Genomic DNA, 17654 nt, shown 5'->3' with positions numbered 1-17654 from the left:
CAGTGTTCGCCGGGCATTCATCCCCGCGACCACAGCTGTGAAGTCGCTGGGAGCCATGTAAACACTGGATTTCTCCGGTTGTCGGGTGGTCTATACAGTGCGACGCTTCTGAACGGTCCGCCGGTGGGCGGGCCGATTCAGCACTGATTCGCCCGTCAGGAGACCCCATGGCCACTGAATCCGCAGCAGTCGAATCCGCTGCGCCCGCAGGACTGAAGAAGGGCGCCATCGGCATGGTCGCCGTCATCTTCATGGCGGTCGCCAACGCCGCGCCGATCACGGCGATGACCGGGAACGTGCCGATCGCGGTCGGTTTCGGCAACGGACTGGGCGCCCCGGCGGGCTTCCTGTTCGCGACGATCGCCCTGACCCTGTTCGCGCTCGGGTACGTGGCGATGGCCAGGCACATCACCACCACGGGCGCGTTCTACGGCTTCATCTCCCACGGCCTCGGGCAGGTGTGGGGCATGGCCAGCGGCTTCCTGGCCACCTTCGCCTACGTGGTGTTCGAGGGATCGCTGATCGGCGGCTGCGCGTACTTCGCCAACGACGCGGTGAACACCATTGTCGGAGTGAACATCCCGTGGCTGGTGTTCGCGATCGCCGCCATCGTCGTCATCGGTGTGCTGTGCCACTTCCACATCAGCCTGACCGCCGCGATCCTGGGCGTGACGCTGGTGTCGGAGGTGCTGATCCTGCTCGCGCTGGCGTTCACCGTGATCGCCAAGGGCGGCGGTCCCGACGGCTTCATGCTCGATCAGACGGTGTTGCTCAACAACGCCTTCGAGAGCCTGCCCGCGGGCGCCTTCGGAACCGCGGCTGCCGCCGGGTCCATGGCGGTCGGCCTGTTCTTCGCGTTCTGGTCCTGGGTCGGGTTCGAGACGACCGCGGTGTACGGCGAGGAATCCCGCAACCCGAAGAAGATCATCCCCCGCGCCACGCTGATCGCCGTCATCGGGCTCGGCTTGTTCTACACGTTCATCTCCGCGATGGTGCTGGCCGGCAACGGCGCGAAGACCTCGGTGGAGGCGTCCATCAGCTCCTCTCCGCTGGACCTGTTCTTCAACCTGGTCGACGCCAACCTCGGCGGGTTCCTGCTCGACGTCTACAAGATCCTGCTGGTGATCGGCTCCTTCGCGTGCGCGCTGGCGTTCCACAACGCGGCCTCGCGCTACCTGTTCGCACTCGGTCGCGAGATCCCGGCCGCCAAGGTCAAATCCACGCTGGGCGCGGCCCACCCCAAGCACGGTTCGCCCTACATCGCCTCGGCGGTGCAGAGCGTGATCACGATGGTGATCGTGCTGCTGTTCTTCGTCTTCACCGCCGTGCAGGTGCCCGACGCCAACGGCCTGCCCGTCGACACCCCGACCCTGGTGCCCTACACCAACATCTACGGCCTGCTGGCGCTCATCGGGACCGCGGCGATCCTGCTCGTGCAGGCGATCTGCTCCATCGCGGTGATCTGGTTCTTCTGGGTCCGCAAGACGCACCGCGGCAACATCATCACCACGCTGATCTGCCCGCTGATCGGCGCCGTGGCGATGGGCTATGTCGTCTGGCTGCTGTGGGACAACCGCGCGTTCGCGGCCGGTTACGCGGCGAACTCACTGGTGTTCAAGAGCGCCCCGTACCTGATCGCCGCCGTGTTCGGCGTCGGTATCGCCTACGCGTTGTGGCTGCGTTTCTCCCGGCCCGACACCTACGCCGAGATCGGCCGCACGGTGATGGAGGACAGTCACGAGCGGAACTAGCCGCGCCCGGCCGCGCGGGTCAGCGCACGCTCCACGCTGTTGCGCGCCAGCAGGACCTTGAAACCGTTCTGGCTCAATGGTTCTGCGCCGGCGACGGCGACCCGCGCGGCCGACCGGAAGGCTTCGGTGTCGGCGGTTCTGCCGACGAGTTCGGCTTCGGCGGCGGCCACCCGCCACGGGGTGGCCGCAACGCCCCCGAGCACCACGGACGCGGATCGGATCACGCCGTCACTGATGTCCAGGCCGACGGCCACCGAGACCAGCGCGAAGGCATAGCTGTGCCGATCGCGGACCTTGAGGTACCAGCTGCGCGCGCCGTAGGGGCACGGCGGGAGCTCGATGCCGGTGATCAGCTCGCCCGGCGCGAGGCTGTTGTCCCGTTCGGGATGCTCGCCCGGCAGTGTGAAGAAGTCGCCGATCGGAATCGACCGCGGCCCCGACGGACCGGCGACGTGCACGACGGCGTCGACCGCCGCCAGGGCGACGGCCATGTCGGAGGGGTGCACGGCGACGCAGTCGGTGCTGGCGCCGAACAGCGCGTGCTCGCGGTTGAATCCGGCCAGCGCCGCACAGCCGGAACCGGGAGACCGCTTGTTGCACGCACCGAAAGCGGGGTCCATGAAGTAGGGGCAGCGGGTGCGTTGCACCAGGTTCCCGCCGACGGTGGCCATGTTGCGGATCTGCGTGGTCGCCCCGGACAGAATCGCTTGGGAGAGCACCGGATACGCCGCGCGCACCAGCGGATGGTTGGCCGCGGCGCTGTTGGACACCCCGGCGCCGATCAGCAGGCCGCCGGAGGCCGTTGCGTGCACCGACGCCAGGTCGAGGTCGCCGATGTCGACGAGGGCCGACGGTGTCTCCACCCCGGTCTTCATCAGGTCGAGCAGGTTGGTGCCGCCCGCGTAGTAGCGGGCGCCGTGGGCCGCCGCGCTGAGCGCGTCGTCGATGCTGGTGGCGCGGCGGTAGGCGAAGCTCCTCATGACGCCTCGTGTGCGCTGGCGATCGCCGCGACGATGTTGGCGTACGCGCCGCACCGGCAGATGTTGCCCGCCATGCGTTCGCGGATCTCGGCTTCGGTCAGCCGGGGCGGGCCGTGCACGACGTCGTCGGGGCTGCCCTCGAACGAGGCCGCGGACAGGTCGCCGTCGGCGTATTCGCGCAGCAGCGCCCGCGACGAGCAGAGCTGCCCCGGTGTGCAGTACCCGCACTGGAACCCGTCGTGCTCGATGAAGGCGCGCTGCAGCGGATCGAGCTCATCGCCGTCGGCGAGCCCCTCCACGGTGCGGACCTCGGCGTCGTCGACCGACACCGCCAGCGTCAGGCAGCTCAGCACCCGCCGGCCGCCGACCTCGACGGTGCATGCCCCGCACAGACCGTGGTCGCATCCCTTCTTGGTGCCGGTCAGCCCGAGCCGTTCCCGCAACAGGTCGAGCAGTGTGGAGCGGACATCGGTGTCGAGCTCGCGCCGGTCGCCGTTGACGGTGAGCCGTACGCGATGGGTGGGTGACGTCATGGGCGCAACACACCTTCCTGTTCGGGCCCGGAGGGCTCCAGCAGAGCCTCGAGCGTGATGGGCAACGCGCGCAGGCGTTTTCCGGTGGCGTGGTGAATGGCGTTGGCGATGGCTGCGCTCACCCCGCAGGTGCCGATCTCACCGATCCCCCGCACACCGATCGGGTCGAGCGCGTAATCCGGCCGCTCGAGGAAGCTGATGTCGAATTCCGGCCGGTCGGCGTGCGTCGGCACGTAGTACTCGCCGAGCGGCTGGGCGGTATGGGGATCGTGGGGCACCTGTTCGAGCAGGGCCATGCCCACACCGAACGTGATGCCGCCCATCACCTGGTTGGCCGCCAGCTTCGGGTTGAGCACCCGGCCGCAGTCCATCACGGCCACCCAGCGGGTGACCGTTGCGCGGCCCAACGCTTCGTCGACCTCCACTTCGCAGAAGTGCGCGCCGAACGACTGGGACACCGCATCGCCGTCGGGGGCCCCGTCGCTGGTGACGGTGAAACTCAGCTCGTCGGCGAGCTCAGCGGAAACGTCCCCGGCGGCAAGGGTTCTGCCGCCCAGCCGGCGCTTCCACTCCTGCGCCGCGGCGAAGACCGCGGAGCCGACGGTCGCGGTGGTCTGAGAGGCGCCGCTGTACGGAGCGTCGGGGAACGCCGAGTCCCCGGAGTCGAAGCTCACCCGGTCCAGGGGCAGCCCGGTGGCGTCGGAGGCGACCTGCGCCATCACCGTCCGGACACCGGTGCCGATCTCGTGTGTCGCCGCGCTGAACCGCACGCGGCCGTCGTGCAGGGTCTGCACCCGGCAGTCGGCGGGCATCCTGCGGCCCGGGTAGGTCGCCGTGGCCATGCCCCAGCCGATCTGAACACCGTTGCGGGACAGAGCCCGTGGCATCATCGGGCGGTTCTCCCAGCCGAATCGGCGTGCCCCTGTCAGGTAGCACCCGGCCAGGTCGGCGGCCGACCACGGCCGACCATTGGTCTGATCGTGGTCGGTCACGTGGGCCAGCCGCAGCTGCAGCGGGTCGCGGTTCGTGGCCTCGGCGAGTTCGTCCATGGCCACCTCCAGCGCGAACAGCCCCGGCGACTCCCCCGGTCCCCGCATGAAACAGGGAGTGGGCGCGTTGATCCGGGCGACGGTGTGCGACACCTCCAGCCGCGGCGAGCGGTACAGAAAGCGCGTCGACAACCCGGTCGGTTCGCAGAAGTGCGCGACGGTCGACGTCTCGGTCAGGGTGTGGTGTTCGGTGCTGGCGAGGGCGCCCGTGTCGTCGGCGACCAGGGAGATCCGCTGCTCGGTGGGCGGACGGTGACCGGTGGAGGTGAACATCTGATTGCGGGTCAGGACGAGCTTGACGGGGCGGCGCACCGCACGCGCGGCCACCGCGCACAGCACCACGTGCATCCACAGGAAGCTCTTGGAACCGAACGCCCCTCCGACGAGCGGTGACAGGATCCGGATCCGGTCTTCGGGGATTCCGAGCCAGGCCGCCAGCGCGCGTCGCTCACCGGTGATCCACCGGGTGCTGTCGTGCACGACGAGCATGTCGCCTTCCCACTGCGCGATGGTCGCCGACAGCTCGATCGGATAGTGCGCGTTCTCCGGCGTCGTGTAGGTGGCCTCGACCTTGGTCCCCGGCGGTTCGGCCTCCGGGCCGCGGCGGTCCTGCAGCTTCTCCTCGGTCAACTTGACGAAGTGGTCGGGCCGGTAGGCGCCGTGGCGGACCGCGCCGTGTCCGTCGTCGGCGACAGGCGGATCGGCCTGCACCTGCGCTGCGGACAGGGCAGCGGGGGCGCGCTCGTAGTCGAAGGACATCAGGGAGGCGGCGTGCGCCGCGTTCTCCGGGGTGTCGGCCACCACCAACGCGAGGTGCTGGCCGACGTGCTGGACGGACAAATCGGACAGTGGCGGCCGGCGCTCCAACGGGAGATCCCAGGTGAGTTCTTCGGGAAGGACATGCAGCGCAGGACAATTCAGCGGTGTGAGCACGTGCAGCACGCCCGGCGCCGTGGCGGCGAGCGCAGCCGCGCCGGCCATCGATTCGGCGGTGACCCTGCCGTGCGGGATCTCCGATTGCACCAGCGCGGCGAAGGTGACGCCGTCGACCGGGGTGTCGGCGGTGTAGCGGGCCCGCCCGGTCACCTTGTCGGCCCCCTCGACCCGTGACACCGGACGCCCGACGGATTCGTTCACCGCCTCAGTCTCACAGCGATCGGGGCCGATCGCTTCTCTGCTGCCCGGAGTCCTCTCTTACCGCTAGCCCCCATCGTTGTTCGTCGGGTCGCGCCCGGCCGCGGCGATGTCACAATGTCAGACCATGGGCGCTCTTCGGGTCGTGGTGGCCGACGACGACGTGCTACTGCGGGAAGGGCTGGCCAGTCTGCTGCAGCGCGCGGGGCTGGAGGTCGCCGGTCAGGCCGGCGATGCGTCGGCGCTGTTGGACCTGGTTCGCACCGAGCAGCCGGATCTCGTTCTCACCGACATCCGCATGCCACCCACGCACAGCACCGAGGGGCTCGACGCGGCCCAGGTGATCCGCCGCGAGTCACCGCAGATCGCGATCGTCGTGCTCTCCGCGCACATCGACGTGGACCACGCGATGGAGTTGCTCGCCGGCGGCCACGCGATCGGCTATCTGCTCAAGACGCGGGTCACCGATGTCGACGACTTCGTCGACACGGTGCAGCGGGTGGCCAACGGCGCCTCGGTCGTCGACCCCGCGCTGGTGGCCGAACTGGTCGGGGCGCGCAAACGTGACGATCCGCTGGCCGCGCTCAGCGCCCGGGAGCGCGAGGTGCTCACGTTGATGGCCGAGGGCCTGTCCAACGGCGGCATAGGTCGGCGGCTGTGGGTCACCGAGGGCACGGTGGAGAAGCACGTGCGCAGCATCCTGACCAAGCTGAACCTGCCCGAGACGGGCGACGATCACCGTCGGGTGCGCGCGGTGATCATGTTCCTCGAGGGCCGCTGACGTCCCGGCCGGCCAGCAACCGGTTGATCGCCACCGGGGACAGCGCGAACTTCGGCAGGAATCCCAGGGCGGGACTGGCCGCGATCAGGTCGGCGAAATCCTGCTCGTCGTGGGTGGACGTCAGGATCACCGGCACCTCGGCCAACCGCTCGGCGACGTCGAACCCGCTGTCGGCGCCCAGGTCGACGTCCACCAGCGCGAGATCCGGCCGTAAGGCGCGGGCCTGCTGCTCTGCCTCCTCGGCGTCGGCTGCGGTGCCGACCACGACGAAGTCGGCGCGCTCCAGCATGTCGCGCGCAGCGTCGCGGAAGCCGGGGCTGTCGTCGACGATCAGGCAGCGCACTCCAGTCATGCTTCGAGCATGCCGGGCCGACCGCCCGATGGCATTCCTGTTAACGGGAAACCTTGCGATTACCATCACCCGGTGACCTGGCGTTCGCTTCCGACCCGGCTCCTGGCCCTGGTCGTGCGGCCCACCGCCCGGCCGCTCGGTGCCGGGATCGCCGTCGCCGGCGCCTTCCTCGTCGCCGAGGTGCTCGCCGTGTTCGCGCTCAAGCGGATCGCGCCCGAGAACGCGTTCGGGGCGCTGCTGCTGTTGGGCGTGCTCGTCGTGTCGGCGGGGTGGGGGTTCGGGTTGGCGATCGCCACGTCGCTGGCCAGTGCCGCGGTGTACGCCTATCTGCACCTGGAGGGGCGCGACAGTTTGGCGCCGGCGCTCGCGATCTTCCTGACGCTGGCGTTGCTGACCAACGCGCTGGTCGGGCAGGCGCGGCTGCGTGCCGCCGAGGCCGAGCAGCGGAGGCGGCAGGCCGACGCACTGGCCGCCCAGCAGGCGGCTCTGCGTCGGGTGGCCACGCTGGTCGCCGGCGGCGCCGAGCTCTCGGAGGTGTTCTCCGCCGCTGTGGAAGAGCTGGCGCACAGCCTCGACGTCGACCAGGTGACGCTGTTGCGTTTCGACGCCGACGGCACCGCGGCGGTGCTGGCGGCGCGCGATCGGCCCGGCAAGCCCAGTCTGACCCCCGGCGAGCGGCTGTCACTGGCCGGCGACAGCGTGAGCACCAGGATCCGGCAGCGCGGCGCGCCTGCCCGGATCGAGGACTACGCGGTGGCGACCGGCCCGATCGCGACCAGGCTGCGCGGTCTGGGGGTGCGCTCGGCGACGGGCGTGCCGCTGATCGTCGACGGGGCGGTGCTGGGCGCTCTGTTGGTGGGTTGCCTTGACTCCGAAGCGATCTCCGAGGATCTCGACGCCCACATCGGCGACTTCGCCGATCTGATCTCCACGGCGATCGCCAACGCGCAGACCCGGGCCGCACTGACGGCGTCGCGGGCCCGCCTGGTCGCCGCCGCGGACGAGGCGCGCCGCGGCTTCGAGCGGGACCTGCACGACGGCGCCCAACAGCGCATCGTCTCGCTCAGCCTCGAGTTGCGCCAGATCGAGGCGGCCGCCGACGAGCCGCTGCGTGCCCAACTGTCGAACGCGGTGTCCGGTCTGGCCGGTCTCTACTCGGATCTGCAGGAGCTCTCCCGCGGGATGCACCCGGCGGTGCTGTCCAAGGGCGGCCTGCCGTCGGCGCTGAAGGCGCTGGCGCGGCGCTCCTCGGTGCCGGTCGAGTTGACGGTCGGGGTGGACCGCCGGCTGCCGGAGTCGGTGGAGGTGGCCGCGTATTACGTTGTCGCAGAGGCGTTGACGAATGCCGCCAAGCACGCCGAAGCGGACGTGGTGACCGTCGAGGTGGGCCTGGACGACGACACCCTGCACCTGTCGGTCACCGACGACGGCGTCGGTGGCGCCACCGCGGGCGCCGGTTCGGGTCTGGTAGGCCTGCGCGACCGGGTGGAGGCTCTCTCGGGTGCGCTCACGGTGACGAGCGAGCCGGGGGCGGGGACCCGGATCGACGCCGCCATCCCGGTCGGCGCGCGCTGACGACGAGTTACCGTCTCAGCCCGGCGGCGCCGCCGCCAGGGTGAGCGTGAACGTCGCTCCGCCGCCCGGGGTCTGCGCGACCGAGATGTCGCCGCGGTGGGCGACGGCGATCTCCCGGACCAGCGCCAGTCCGATGCCGTAGCGTTCGCGGCCGCCGGTCGCCGTGTGGGCGTGCCCGTGGGAGAACCGGGCGAACAGGCCGTCCATTGCGTCGGGATCGACGCCGACGCCGTCGTCGCGCACGTCGATGACGACGTTCGGTCCGCGCCGGCGCAGACAGATCTCGATCGAGCCGCCCGCGTGTTCATGGGCGAGAGCGTTGTCGACCAGCGACGTGAGCGCGCGACGCAGCGCGGCAGCCGACCCGAGAACGACGAACGCCGTTGCCGAAGCCTCGGTGTCGCGGTTCACCGCCAGGGTCACGCCGGCCGACGCGGCGTGCTCGGACATACTGGCGCGGACGTCCTCGGCGAGGTCGGCGACGTCGACGCGGTCACGCGGCACACCGTTGCTGGCCATCGAGGCCGATGCCAGCAGATCCTCGATCACCTCACCGAGCACGCGGGTGTCGGCGGCCAGAGCCTCGATCTGTTCCTTGGCACGGTGGGCGTCGCCGTCGTCGAAGCGCCGGGCCAGCAGTTGAATCCTGGTGTGCAGCACGGTGAGTGGGGCGCGCAATTCGTGGGAGGCGTCGGCGACGAACCGTCGCTGCAGGGCCAGGGCTTCGGTGAGAGGACGGAGCGAGCGCCGCGTGAGCAGGACGACCACGCCGACCGAGGCCAGGATGCCGGCCAGTTCGGCGGCGCCCAACGCCAGCAGCAGCCGGTTGCGGCTCGCCTCATAGGATTCCAGCGCCAGCAGCGCCACCACCCTGCCCCGGGGCCGGTCGGCGACCAGCACCCGGTACGACTCGTCACCGATGCGGATGTCAGAAAAGCCGGGTTCCCGCCCGAGCAGCTCCGCGATCGGGAGCCCGTCGGCGCTGGCGGACGTCTCACCGGCCAGATCCTGGAGCACGAGTTGCATGCCCGGCGGCGGATCGGTCACATCGTCGGCCGTCCCGACGACCGAGGTCAACTGGTCGGCGATCTGTTGCTTCTGCACCTGCGCGTCGACGAGGAAGATGACCGCCCCGACGAGCAGCAGCACCGCGGTGAGGGCCAGGGACGCCTGCAGGGCGGCGATCCGGCCCGCGCGCCGAACGACGGCCAGGTCGCTGCTCGACGTCATCCGGCGGCCCCCAGGCGATATCCCGTGCCGTGGATTGTGCGCACGATGCCGCGCCCCAGCTTGCGACGGAGGTAGTGCACGTAAGTGTCGACCACGCCGGGATTGTCGACCCCGTCGAAGGCGGAGCTGAGCAGCTGGCCGCGGGTGTGGGTACGCCCGGGGGTGGTCATCAGCACGCTGAGCAGCGCCGCCTCCCGCTCGGAGAGTTCGACCTCCCCTGCCACCGCGGGGCCGCTCACGGTCCGGGTCACCCGGTCCAGCGACAGCCCGGCGGCCCGCAGAATCGAGTCACCGTTCGGCCGTCGCACCAGAGCACGGATGCGGGCCAGCAGCTCCGGGACCTCGAAGGGTTTGACGAGGTAGTCCTGCGCGCCCGCGTCGAGACCGTCCACCCGGTCGGACAGCGAACCGCGCGCAGTCAGCATCAGGATCGGGGTCGCCGCTCCCCGCGATCGCAGCGCGACGACGAGGTCGAGGCCGTCCATGACCGGGAGCCCGCGATCGACGATGATCGCGTCGTGCCGCCGCGTGAGTGCGGCGTGCAGGCCCCGTTGCGCGTCATGTGCGACCTCGACCTCGTACCCCTCGTCGGTGAACAGCCCGTCCAGCATCGAACTCAAGGCGCGGTCGTCCTCGACGATCAGCAGCCTCGGCTTCGCGGTGCGGTCGGGCACTCGACGAGCGTGCCACGGCAGTTCTTCGAAGGCTCGAAGAATCGACTGCCAGCATCGGCCTCATGGAATCACCCCGTTCCGGAGTGCGCCGCGCCAGAGCCGCCTCATGGGCGCTGGCCGGCCTGGGCGTCGCCGCCGTCGCGGGCACCTCCACGCTGGCCTATGCCGGCACCGCCGCACCGGCGGCGCCCGCCGCCCAGGTCGTCGTCGACCCACCGCCGGAGAACGCACCGCCGCCCGTCCTCGAGCTGCCACCGGCGCCCGCGACCACGGTGACCGACACGCCGCCCGTCCCGCCTCCGGCTCCCGAGCCCACGGTCGCGTGGACGCCGGCCGCTCCGGTGACGACGACACCCCGGTACACGCCCCCACCGACCTACGATCCCGCCCCGGTACAGACGTCCGATCCCGCACCGATCCCTGCGCAGACCACCCGGACCCGGGAGTCGTCGACGCCGCCCACGACCCGGCGGCGCACCCTCACTCCGGCACCCGTGCTGTCGCCGAGCTACTCACCGCACGTGACCGTGTCACGCGGCTCATGACCCTGGACGCCCCGGACCTCGCGCACAGCCGATGGCAGCGCTGGAGCACCGACATGCACATCGTGGTCACCGAACCGGCGTCGCTGCGCCGCGCCCGGTTCGAGGTCGACGCCGAGCTCGACGCCGTCGACGTTGCGGCGTCCCGGTTCCGGCCGGATTCCGAGGTCATGGCGCTCGCCACCTCCGATGGCCGGCCGACCAGGATCAGCGAGACGCTGGCCGTCCTGCTCGCGGCCGCATTGACCGCGGCGCGGGACACCGACGGCGACGTCGACCCCACCGTGGGCGCCGCGGTGGTCGCACTCGAAGGCGGTGGCCGCGCCGCCCTGTCGACGATCACGCCGGCGTGCTGGTCGATGATCGCGCTCGACGATCGGGTCGTCACCGTGCCGCCCGGAGTGCTGCTCGACCTGGGTGCCACCGCGAAGGCGGTCGCCGCCGATCGGTGCGCGGACCGGGTCCACGAGGTCACGGGCAGCGGGGTGCTGATCAACCTCGGCGGTGACATCGCCACCGCGGGGCCGGCGCCCGACGGCGGCTGGCAGGTCCTGGTGCACGACGCCGATGGGGATCCGGACAGTGCGGTCGCGTTGCCGTCCGGCACCGCACTGGCCACCTCCAGCACCCTTCGGCGCACCTGGCGGCGCAATGACGCAGTGCTGCACCACATCCTGGACCCGCGCACGGGCCGGTCCGCGGATCCGGTGTGGCGCACGGTGTCCGTCGCGGCGCAGACCTGTTGGGCCGCGAACACCGTTTCGACAGCGGCGATCGTGCGCGGGTGGGCGGCACTGACATGGATTGCGGCGCTGGGAATGTCGGCGCGACTGGTGGACAGCGAGTGCGTCGAGCACACCATCGGTACCTGGCCGCGCGCTGCTGCGGAGGCCCGGCGATGACCAGCGGGGCACTGTGGGCGCTGGGGCGCGGTACCGGGATCACCGCCCTGGTGTTCCTGACGATCTCGCAGGCGCTGGGCATCGCCACCCGTTCCGGGCGCCGCGTCGCCGCGCTCCCCCGCTTCGCCGTCGCCGACGTTCACCGGTTCGCCGCGCTGGCCGGGACCGGGCTGGTCGCTCTGCATCTGACCCTGCTGTTCTTCGACCCGTACGCCCAACTGCGCCTGGTCGACTTCGTCGTTCCGTTCCTCGCCGCGTACCGACCTGTCTGGCTCGGTCTGGGCACCCTCGCCTGTGACGTCCTCGTCGTGGTGGCGGTCAGCAGCCTGTTGCGTCACCGCCTCGGCCTGCGCGCGTTCCGCGCCATCCACTGGGTCGCCTACGCGTTGTGGCCGGTCGCGCTGGTACATGCGCTCGGCGCCGGCACCGACTCCCAGCGTGTCTGGTTCCTGGCACTCGCCGGCGGTTGCGCGGTCGTTGTCGCGGGCGCGCTGATGTGGCGACTGCGGGCCGACTTCGTCGAATACGCCGACACCCGAACAGAGGCCCGCCGATGATCGCCCACTCACCGTTGCACACGAATCCTCCTGGTGCACAACGTCTCTTCGCTGGCCGCGGGCCCGGTCTGACCGAACATCACACGCGGTTCGGCGCCCTCCCCACCCACCCGGCGGAGCAGGTGGTCGCGTCACTGCACGCAGCGGGTCTGACGGGGCGGGGTGGAGCAGGATTTCCCACCGGCCGCAAGATCGACTCGGTCACCGGCGGCGGCGCCGTGGTGATCGGTAACGGCGCCGAGGGCGAACCACTCAGCCAGAAAGACGCCATGCTCCTGACCCGGGCACCCCACCTGGTGGTGGACGGTCTGCAGGTGTGCGCGTCGACGGTCGGCGCGGACAGGGTCTACCTCTATGTGCCGGAACGCATTTCGCCGGCCGTACGGAAGGCCCTCGACGAACGGGTCGCCGCCGGAGTGGACCCGCGCCGGGTGACCCTCGTCGAGGCCTCCGACACGTTCGTCGCCGGCGAGGAGTCCGCAGTGGTCCGGCGCCTCGAAGGCGGTCCGGCGCTGCCCCGCGACCGCACGGTCCCGACGTCGATCTCCGGGGTGCGCGGACGCCCCACGCTGGTCAACAATGTCGAAACACTGGCCCATGTCGCGTTGATCGCGCGCTACGGTCCGCAGTGGTTCCGGTCGGTCGGTGACCCGGAAGATCCCGGCACCGTGCTGATCACACTGTCGGGAGCGGTATCCCGACGCGGTGTCATGGAGCTGCCCACCGGAACCCCGCTGGCGGACGTCCTCGCCGCCGGCGGCCTCACCGACCTGCGGACCGCACGAGCGGTGCTGACCGGGGGCTACCACGGCAGCTGGATCCCGGCGGCGAACCTCACCGACGCCCGCCTGTCCCGTGCGGGCCTGCGAGCGTGCGGGGCCACCCCCGGCGCGGGCATCATCCATGTGCTCGCCGCCGACCAGTGCGGCCTCGCCCACACCGCGGGCATCGTCGCCTACCTCGCCGATCACGGTGCCCGACAGTGCGGCCCGTGCCGCAACGGCCTTCCCCGGCTGGCCGAGCTGTGCGACGAGCTCGCCTACGGCCGGGTCGACGACGGACAGATCCGTGAGCTGCACCGGATGCTCGGCCTCGTCGACGGCCGCGGCGCGTGCCGCCACCCCGACGGCACTATCCGAATGGTTCGCAGCGCGCTGAACGCCTTCGCCGACGACATCGCCCACCACCGCGCCGGCCGCTGCAGCGCCGCACTGGTCACCGCCCGCAGCGCCGACCGTCGCGGTCCCCGACGCGCTGTGGAGATCGCATGAAACGCCCGGCGGCATCGCGCAGGTTGCACATCGACTGGACCCGATGCGATGGCCGGGGCCTGTGCACCGAGCTGCTGCCCGGGGTGCTCGGCCGCGACGACTGGGGCTACCCCCTGGCGCGTGACGGGTCCCGCGAGCCGGTAATACCGCGCGGCGACCTGGCCGAGGCACGGATGGCCGTGAACCGCTGCCCACGCCTCGCGCTGTCTCTGACCACGCGCGCCTAGCTCAAAATCCCGTCCCGACAACCACTTTCACCAGAAAGGGCTCGCCTTGTCCACGTTCCAGGGACTTCCCGCTCACATCCTGCTCGTGCACTTCATCGTGGTGCTCGCGCCGGCGACCGCCGTGCTCGCGATCGTGTGCGCGCTGTGGCCGACCGCGCGGCGCCACTTCACATGGCTGGTCGTGCTCCTCGCCGCCGCGACCACGCTCTTGACCCCGCTGACGACCGATGCCGGCGAGTGGCTCGAGCAGCGCACCGAACCCACCGCAGTGCTGCAGGCGCACACCGAACTCGGCGACACCATGGTCTACTTCTCGGTGGGCCTGCTCGTCGCCGCGGCGCTGCTGGCGTTCATGCATCTTCGCGAGAACCGCAACCAACAGCTCAAGCCGACGCTCCGATGGGCCGTTGTCGGCATCGTCGTCGTCGCCGCCGTCGCCACCTCGGCCCAGGTGTATCGGATCGGCGACTCCGGGGCGCGATCTGCCTGGGCCGACAAGGTCGCTGCGACGCAGTCTCCCTGAGGGGTAGCGGACCTACTTCTTGCGCTGGCTCTGCGCGTACTCCTCGGGCCGGTTCTTCTTCATCCACGCCCTCATCGGCCAGAACAGCACCCAGAGAACCGGATACACGGTGACGTAGAACAGGCCGTAGACCGCCATGGCGGCCAGCACACCGACCACCCACGCCGGGTAGACGAGGATCAGGCAGAACTGGATGAACTGCTTCAGCACCACGGGATAGCCGCCGGCCATAGCCCAGACGGACCTCGGGCTGAGGCCGCCGGCGAGCACCCGCCACGTCGACCGCTTGGGCGCCGCGAGCGGTTCGCCGTCGTCCTCGGACTCGGCGCCGCTCGCGGGCTCGGTCATCGCTAGAAGTCCCAGTCCTCGTCTTCGGTGTTGACCGCCTTGCCGATCACGTAGCTGGACCCCGAGCCGGAGAAGAAGTCGTGGTTCTGCACGATGGCAAGGTAGCAGACTCAATCACCCCGTTCACCTGCAAATAGTCAAACCTGGTGATGCCTCTAGAAACCCTCTGTATTCGGCAAATTGTGGGCAATATGTGGGCAAGAATAGGGCGAACCATCCGGGGCTGCAGTCCCGTGGCTTCGTCGCACGCCAACCGACTCACCTTCCCGAAAGGGCATCAACCTCCACGTCAACTGAGCACCAGCTCGCTGGTCAAGCCGTCTGCTTAAGGCTCCGGTAGATGATCGGCACCAGCTCGGCGAGCAGCCTCTGGAATAGATCGGGGTTGTTGACTAACTGAGTCGAAAGGTCTTCGGATGTGGCCACCGGGGAGACGACCAGAGTGCTGAAGGTCGTGTCCGCCGATGAAGCCGACTTGAAGTAACGACCTAGAGCGGGGGAAGGATGCACACCTAAGTCGGCAAGCACGTCCGACGTCCGGCGCGGAGGCATCTCCCGCCGTGCGCTCGAAGTCCGTCTCATTAGTGGTTAACTGCATGTTGGAACATGCAGAATGCCACGGACATGAAGCGGACCGCCCGACCCGAATCGGTGCTGACCCTCGACGACATCGACCGGCACAAACACGACGGTACTGGGAATGGGAACTGCGCAAGCGATGAAGGCTCGACGATGACTGGCTTGGATAAACAGGAATTTCTAGCCTGGGCGTACGACGACCTGCTCACGAACACCACCCGTGGTGTGCTGGCCGAGTACATCGTGGCCAAAGCACTCGGCATTTGCGACACGAAGCGCGTCGAATGGGACAAGTACGACCTCGTCATCGGCGATATCGGTGTCGAGGTGAAATCGGCTGCCTACGTGCAAACGTGGAAGCAAACCCGGCTATCAGAGATCGCGTTCAACATCCGCCCCGCAAAGGGCTGGGACGCCCGTAACAACACCTATGCGGCCAGTGCGAAGCGAAGCGCCGACGTGTACGTCTTCTGTCTGCTCACCGCTAATGACCGCAATCAAATCGACCCGCTCGACGTCGCACAATGGGAGTTTTATGTGCTGCCGACGAGCGAGCTCGACCGACAAGTTCCGACGCAGAAGACGATTCGGCTCGGACCGCTGCTGAAAGACCTCCATCCGCGCCAGTGCACATACGACGAGCTCAAGGCCGCCATTAAAGCGGCAGCAGCGGTCAATCGCGGCAGAATCGGCAACGCGGCTGCTGGTGATGCACTCACCGACACATAATCCCGAGCATGCAATTAGCTAATTGCGTGACACACCACTAGTTCCTGTTCAGTCCGAACCTCCGCGACAGCAACACGTCTTTCCAGTAGCTCTCGCGCCTGAGCACGTCCTCATCTGCGGCGCGCATTGACCAAAACTCCAGCAGGGCGAAGCGGAGATTGGCGCGGGCGTAGTCAGGGCCTTTCTGGCCGACCAGTTCGCGAAGCGCGACATTGCCTCCATGGAGTGAGTCAACGTACTCACACAGGCGCGCCCAGATCCCCGTGTCGCCATAGGCCGAGCCGACGTAGGGCTGGCCGGTTTCCTGGTCGTGGATTACGTAGACGCCTTTCATGTTTTGCAATGCACCGCGCCAGTCGTGCCAGTCCTGCTTGACAGCGACCTCCAGCACCCGGAGCGTGTGGTTGATCCGGTCGTGGCCGGGGAAGGCTTCTCCGGCGTAGGGCTGCTCCAAGATGGAAACGACCTCAATCTGGTGCAGATGTGTTTCCATATTTAGCCGGACTGCCCTCCCCGGCGGTTTGAACTGCACAACGAGACGCTTGACGAATGCGCCCATTAGGTCTTCGCGAAGCGCGATGTCGTATGAGCCCTCGCCCGGTGTTGGACGGCGGGCCAGCACTTCGAAGGCGCCGCCGAACAGCCAGCGCGATGGGTCGTTTCGGTCTCGGGCAAGCGAGAAGATGTACTGCCTGTTGAAGTCGTCGCGTGTCCCTCTCCATCGGTTCCACGCCACCCATTCATCCCATGAGCGAGCGAGGACGTCGATGGGGTGGTCGGTGCCGTTGAACACTGCGCAGTGCAGCTTGCACTCCGCCGGGTCCAGTTCGCCGATGAGGCTTCGCAGCGGAATCGCGGTCATGAGTCGGAGGCTACCGATCGATTTGGTGACGTCCTTCGCCACGCTGAACGGGCTTATCCGGAGCGCCCCCGCAAGTTTCCTGCAGCCTGGATGAGGGACAAGCGAGATCGCCCTTAAAGTTCGGGTCCCAAAGCTCTCGTGGCAAACGCTGAGAGATCGTCAATAACCCGCACGCTCTCGGCCCCAAGGTCGAACAACGACTTCGACATCGCGCAGCCCCGGCTCGCTGGATTACGGCGTCGCCTTCAAGCCCCGGTAGATGATCGGGACCAGCTCAGCGAGCAATCGACGACACGACCAGACCGGTTGCTCTACTCGGTCAAAGAGATCCAGAGCAAGTTGAGCGTGAGCAGGTCCACCCTGTACCACCTGCTGGATGAGGGGCAGCTACCGAGCGTGAGAATCGGGCGTCGTCGGTTCGTCACGGCTGCGGCGCTGACCGAGTTCGTGAAAGCGCTCGCATGAACAAGCCGCCCGAGATGGCCGCTCTTGGCACGCCCGGCGAAGTGGCGGATTACCTGCGGTCCTCAGTCGCGCCACGCTCGCGCAACTTCGTTACACAGGCACGGGGCCAAAGTTCATCAGGGTCGGGCGCAAGGTTCTGTATCGGTGGTCGGATGTGACCGACTGTCTTGACCGCAACACGATGCAGCGCACTGATGACCCTCGCTCCCGGTAGGCACGATCAGCGATGCCGCGCCGACAACGTGCAATTCGGCTGGAGTAACCAAAGGACGTCGGCAGGCGATTACATCGAAGGGCGCTCTAATGCTGGTGAGCGCCGCCGCGTCAGAAGGGGGAGTTTGACCGTGATCAAGATGTTGCTGACAATCCTTGCTGGTGCTGGATTGGCTTTGGGGACCGCCGGGGGGGCTGCTGCCGACGACTACATGTTTCTCGACGAGGTCCGCGAGAAAGTGGACGCGCCGATCAGCGCCGAACAGGCTTTTAAGCTTGGCCACGTTCTTGAGTTCAAGGGGTCGATGCAACAGTTGGCGGTTTTGACAGTAGTTCGTTGAGGGCTTCGGCTGGGGTTTTCCAGTCGAGGGTTTTGC

At 68.8% G+C, this 17654-nt stretch carries 20 protein-coding genes; 12 read left to right on the top strand and 8 right to left on the bottom strand.

Annotated features, from left to right (window positions below; all coding sequences use genetic code 11):
• Positions 1-167: 167 nt before the first annotated feature.
• A complete protein-coding gene (locus MCHUDSM44219_RS09735; RefSeq protein WP_048418044.1) occupies positions 168-1751 on the top strand; it encodes an APC family permease in 1584 nt (527 codons plus the stop codon).
• Here the strand turns inward: MCHUDSM44219_RS09735 and MCHUDSM44219_RS09730 are convergent.
• The 3 genes from MCHUDSM44219_RS09730 to MCHUDSM44219_RS09720 are packed head-to-tail and all read right to left on the bottom strand — an operon-like array spanning position 1748 to position 5450.
• Positions 1748-2731: an FAD binding domain-containing protein gene (locus tag MCHUDSM44219_RS09730; RefSeq protein WP_048418043.1), complete on the bottom strand. Its 984-nt coding sequence runs from the start codon at positions 2729-2731 to the stop codon at positions 1748-1750. The genes MCHUDSM44219_RS09735 and MCHUDSM44219_RS09730 overlap by 4 nt on opposite strands.
• On the bottom strand, positions 2728-3264 hold the full coding sequence (locus tag MCHUDSM44219_RS09725; protein ID WP_048418042.1) for a (2Fe-2S)-binding protein: 537 nt from the start codon (positions 3262-3264) through the stop codon (positions 2728-2730). The genes MCHUDSM44219_RS09730 and MCHUDSM44219_RS09725 overlap by 4 nt, the downstream gene beginning before the upstream one ends.
• Positions 3261-5450, bottom strand: coding sequence for a xanthine dehydrogenase family protein molybdopterin-binding subunit (locus MCHUDSM44219_RS09720; protein ID WP_048418041.1), 2190 nt, complete (start codon positions 5448-5450; stop codon positions 3261-3263). The genes MCHUDSM44219_RS09725 and MCHUDSM44219_RS09720 overlap by 4 nt, the downstream gene beginning before the upstream one ends.
• A 124-nt stretch (positions 5451-5574) precedes the next feature.
• Here MCHUDSM44219_RS09720 and MCHUDSM44219_RS09715 point away from each other — a divergent pair, with 124 nt between their 5' ends.
• A complete protein-coding gene (locus MCHUDSM44219_RS09715) occupies positions 5575-6228 on the top strand; it encodes a response regulator transcription factor (RefSeq protein ID WP_048418040.1) in 654 nt (217 codons plus the stop codon).
• Here MCHUDSM44219_RS09715 and MCHUDSM44219_RS09710 read toward each other — a convergent pair.
• Entirely contained in the window at positions 6206-6580 is a 375-nt protein-coding gene (locus MCHUDSM44219_RS09710; protein WP_048418039.1) for a LytR/AlgR family response regulator transcription factor, read from the bottom strand. The two genes, MCHUDSM44219_RS09715 and MCHUDSM44219_RS09710, sit on opposite strands and share 23 nt — an antisense overlap.
• 72 nt (positions 6581-6652) lie before the next feature.
• On the opposite strand from MCHUDSM44219_RS09710, the gene MCHUDSM44219_RS09705 reads away from it, so the two are divergent.
• The gene (locus MCHUDSM44219_RS09705; RefSeq protein WP_048418038.1) at positions 6653-8155 is read left to right on the top strand and encodes a GAF domain-containing sensor histidine kinase; all 1503 of its coding nucleotides are present in this window, start codon (positions 6653-6655) and stop codon (positions 8153-8155) included.
• 15 nt (positions 8156-8170) lie between these two features.
• On the opposite strand, the gene MCHUDSM44219_RS09700 is transcribed toward MCHUDSM44219_RS09705, so the two are convergent.
• Together MCHUDSM44219_RS09700 and MCHUDSM44219_RS09695 are read right to left on the bottom strand one after the other, a co-directional pair.
• Positions 8171-9385 (bottom strand): sensor histidine kinase, encoded by a 1215-nt coding sequence (locus tag MCHUDSM44219_RS09700; RefSeq protein WP_048418037.1) that lies wholly within the window; start codon positions 9383-9385, stop codon positions 8171-8173.
• Complete coding sequence (locus MCHUDSM44219_RS09695; RefSeq protein WP_048418036.1) at positions 9382-10059, bottom strand: response regulator transcription factor; 678 nt, start codon at positions 10057-10059, stop codon at positions 9382-9384. The genes MCHUDSM44219_RS09700 and MCHUDSM44219_RS09695 overlap by 4 nt, the downstream gene beginning before the upstream one ends.
• Before the next feature lie 62 nt (positions 10060-10121).
• Here MCHUDSM44219_RS09695 and MCHUDSM44219_RS29955 point away from each other — a divergent pair, with 62 nt between their 5' ends.
• The 6 genes from MCHUDSM44219_RS29955 (at position 10122) to MCHUDSM44219_RS09665 (ending at position 14081) form a co-directional block, all read left to right on the top strand.
• Positions 10122-10604, top strand: coding sequence for a hypothetical protein (locus MCHUDSM44219_RS29955; protein WP_048418035.1), 483 nt, complete (start codon positions 10122-10124; stop codon positions 10602-10604).
• A complete protein-coding gene (locus tag MCHUDSM44219_RS09685) occupies positions 10601-11503 on the top strand; it encodes an FAD:protein FMN transferase (RefSeq protein ID WP_048418034.1) in 903 nt (300 codons plus the stop codon). Before MCHUDSM44219_RS29955 ends, MCHUDSM44219_RS09685 begins: the two co-directional genes overlap by 4 nt.
• Positions 11500-12060: a ferric reductase-like transmembrane domain-containing protein gene (locus MCHUDSM44219_RS09680; protein WP_048418033.1), complete on the top strand. Its 561-nt coding sequence runs from the start codon at positions 11500-11502 to the stop codon at positions 12058-12060. The genes MCHUDSM44219_RS09685 and MCHUDSM44219_RS09680 overlap by 4 nt, the downstream gene beginning before the upstream one ends.
• Before the next feature lie 122 nt (positions 12061-12182).
• On the top strand, positions 12183-13331 hold the full coding sequence (locus MCHUDSM44219_RS09675; RefSeq protein ID WP_236695412.1) for an NADH-ubiquinone oxidoreductase-F iron-sulfur binding region domain-containing protein: 1149 nt from the start codon (positions 12183-12185) through the stop codon (positions 13329-13331).
• Positions 13328-13558 carry a ferredoxin gene (locus tag MCHUDSM44219_RS09670; protein ID WP_048418031.1) on the top strand — a complete coding sequence of 77 codons (231 nt, stop codon included), beginning with the start codon at positions 13328-13330 and terminating at the stop codon, positions 13556-13558. The genes MCHUDSM44219_RS09675 and MCHUDSM44219_RS09670 overlap by 4 nt, the downstream gene beginning before the upstream one ends.
• 46 nt (positions 13559-13604) lie before the next feature.
• Positions 13605-14081 carry a DUF2231 domain-containing protein gene (locus MCHUDSM44219_RS09665; RefSeq protein ID WP_048418030.1) on the top strand — a complete coding sequence of 159 codons (477 nt, stop codon included), beginning with the start codon at positions 13605-13607 and terminating at the stop codon, positions 14079-14081.
• A 12-nt stretch (positions 14082-14093) separates the two neighbouring features.
• Here MCHUDSM44219_RS09665 and MCHUDSM44219_RS09660 read toward each other — a convergent pair whose 3' ends face one another.
• A complete protein-coding gene (locus tag MCHUDSM44219_RS09660) occupies positions 14094-14429 on the bottom strand; it encodes a hypothetical protein (protein ID WP_048418029.1) in 336 nt (111 codons plus the stop codon).
• Between the two features lie 624 nt (positions 14430-15053).
• On the opposite strand from MCHUDSM44219_RS09660, the gene MCHUDSM44219_RS09650 reads away from it, so the two are divergent.
• Positions 15054-15737, top strand: coding sequence for a hypothetical protein (locus MCHUDSM44219_RS09650; protein WP_236695411.1), 684 nt, complete (start codon positions 15054-15056; stop codon positions 15735-15737).
• Positions 15738-15774: 37 nt separating this feature from the next.
• Here MCHUDSM44219_RS09650 and MCHUDSM44219_RS09645 read toward each other — a convergent pair whose 3' ends face one another.
• Positions 15775-16599 carry a GIY-YIG nuclease family protein gene (locus tag MCHUDSM44219_RS09645; protein WP_048418142.1) on the bottom strand — a complete coding sequence of 275 codons (825 nt, stop codon included), beginning with the start codon at positions 16597-16599 and terminating at the stop codon, positions 15775-15777.
• A 138-nt stretch (positions 16600-16737) separates the two neighbouring features.
• On the opposite strand from MCHUDSM44219_RS09645, the gene MCHUDSM44219_RS31700 reads away from it, so the two are divergent.
• Together MCHUDSM44219_RS31700 and MCHUDSM44219_RS29770 are read left to right on the top strand one after the other, a co-directional pair.
• Complete coding sequence (locus MCHUDSM44219_RS31700) at positions 16738-17064, top strand: helix-turn-helix domain-containing protein (RefSeq protein WP_082162133.1); 327 nt, start codon at positions 16738-16740, stop codon at positions 17062-17064.
• A 194-nt stretch (positions 17065-17258) separates the two neighbouring features.
• Positions 17259-17618 (top strand): hypothetical protein, encoded by a 360-nt coding sequence (locus tag MCHUDSM44219_RS29770; protein WP_131722302.1) that lies wholly within the window; start codon positions 17259-17261, stop codon positions 17616-17618.
• Positions 17619-17654: the final 36 nt, after the last annotated feature.

The organism is Mycolicibacterium chubuense, from assembly GCF_001044255.1.
In the GTDB taxonomy this organism is placed as follows: domain Bacteria; phylum Actinomycetota; class Actinomycetes; order Mycobacteriales; family Mycobacteriaceae; genus Mycobacterium; species Mycobacterium chubuense.
This window is presented reverse-complemented; position numbering and strand designations above follow the sequence as displayed.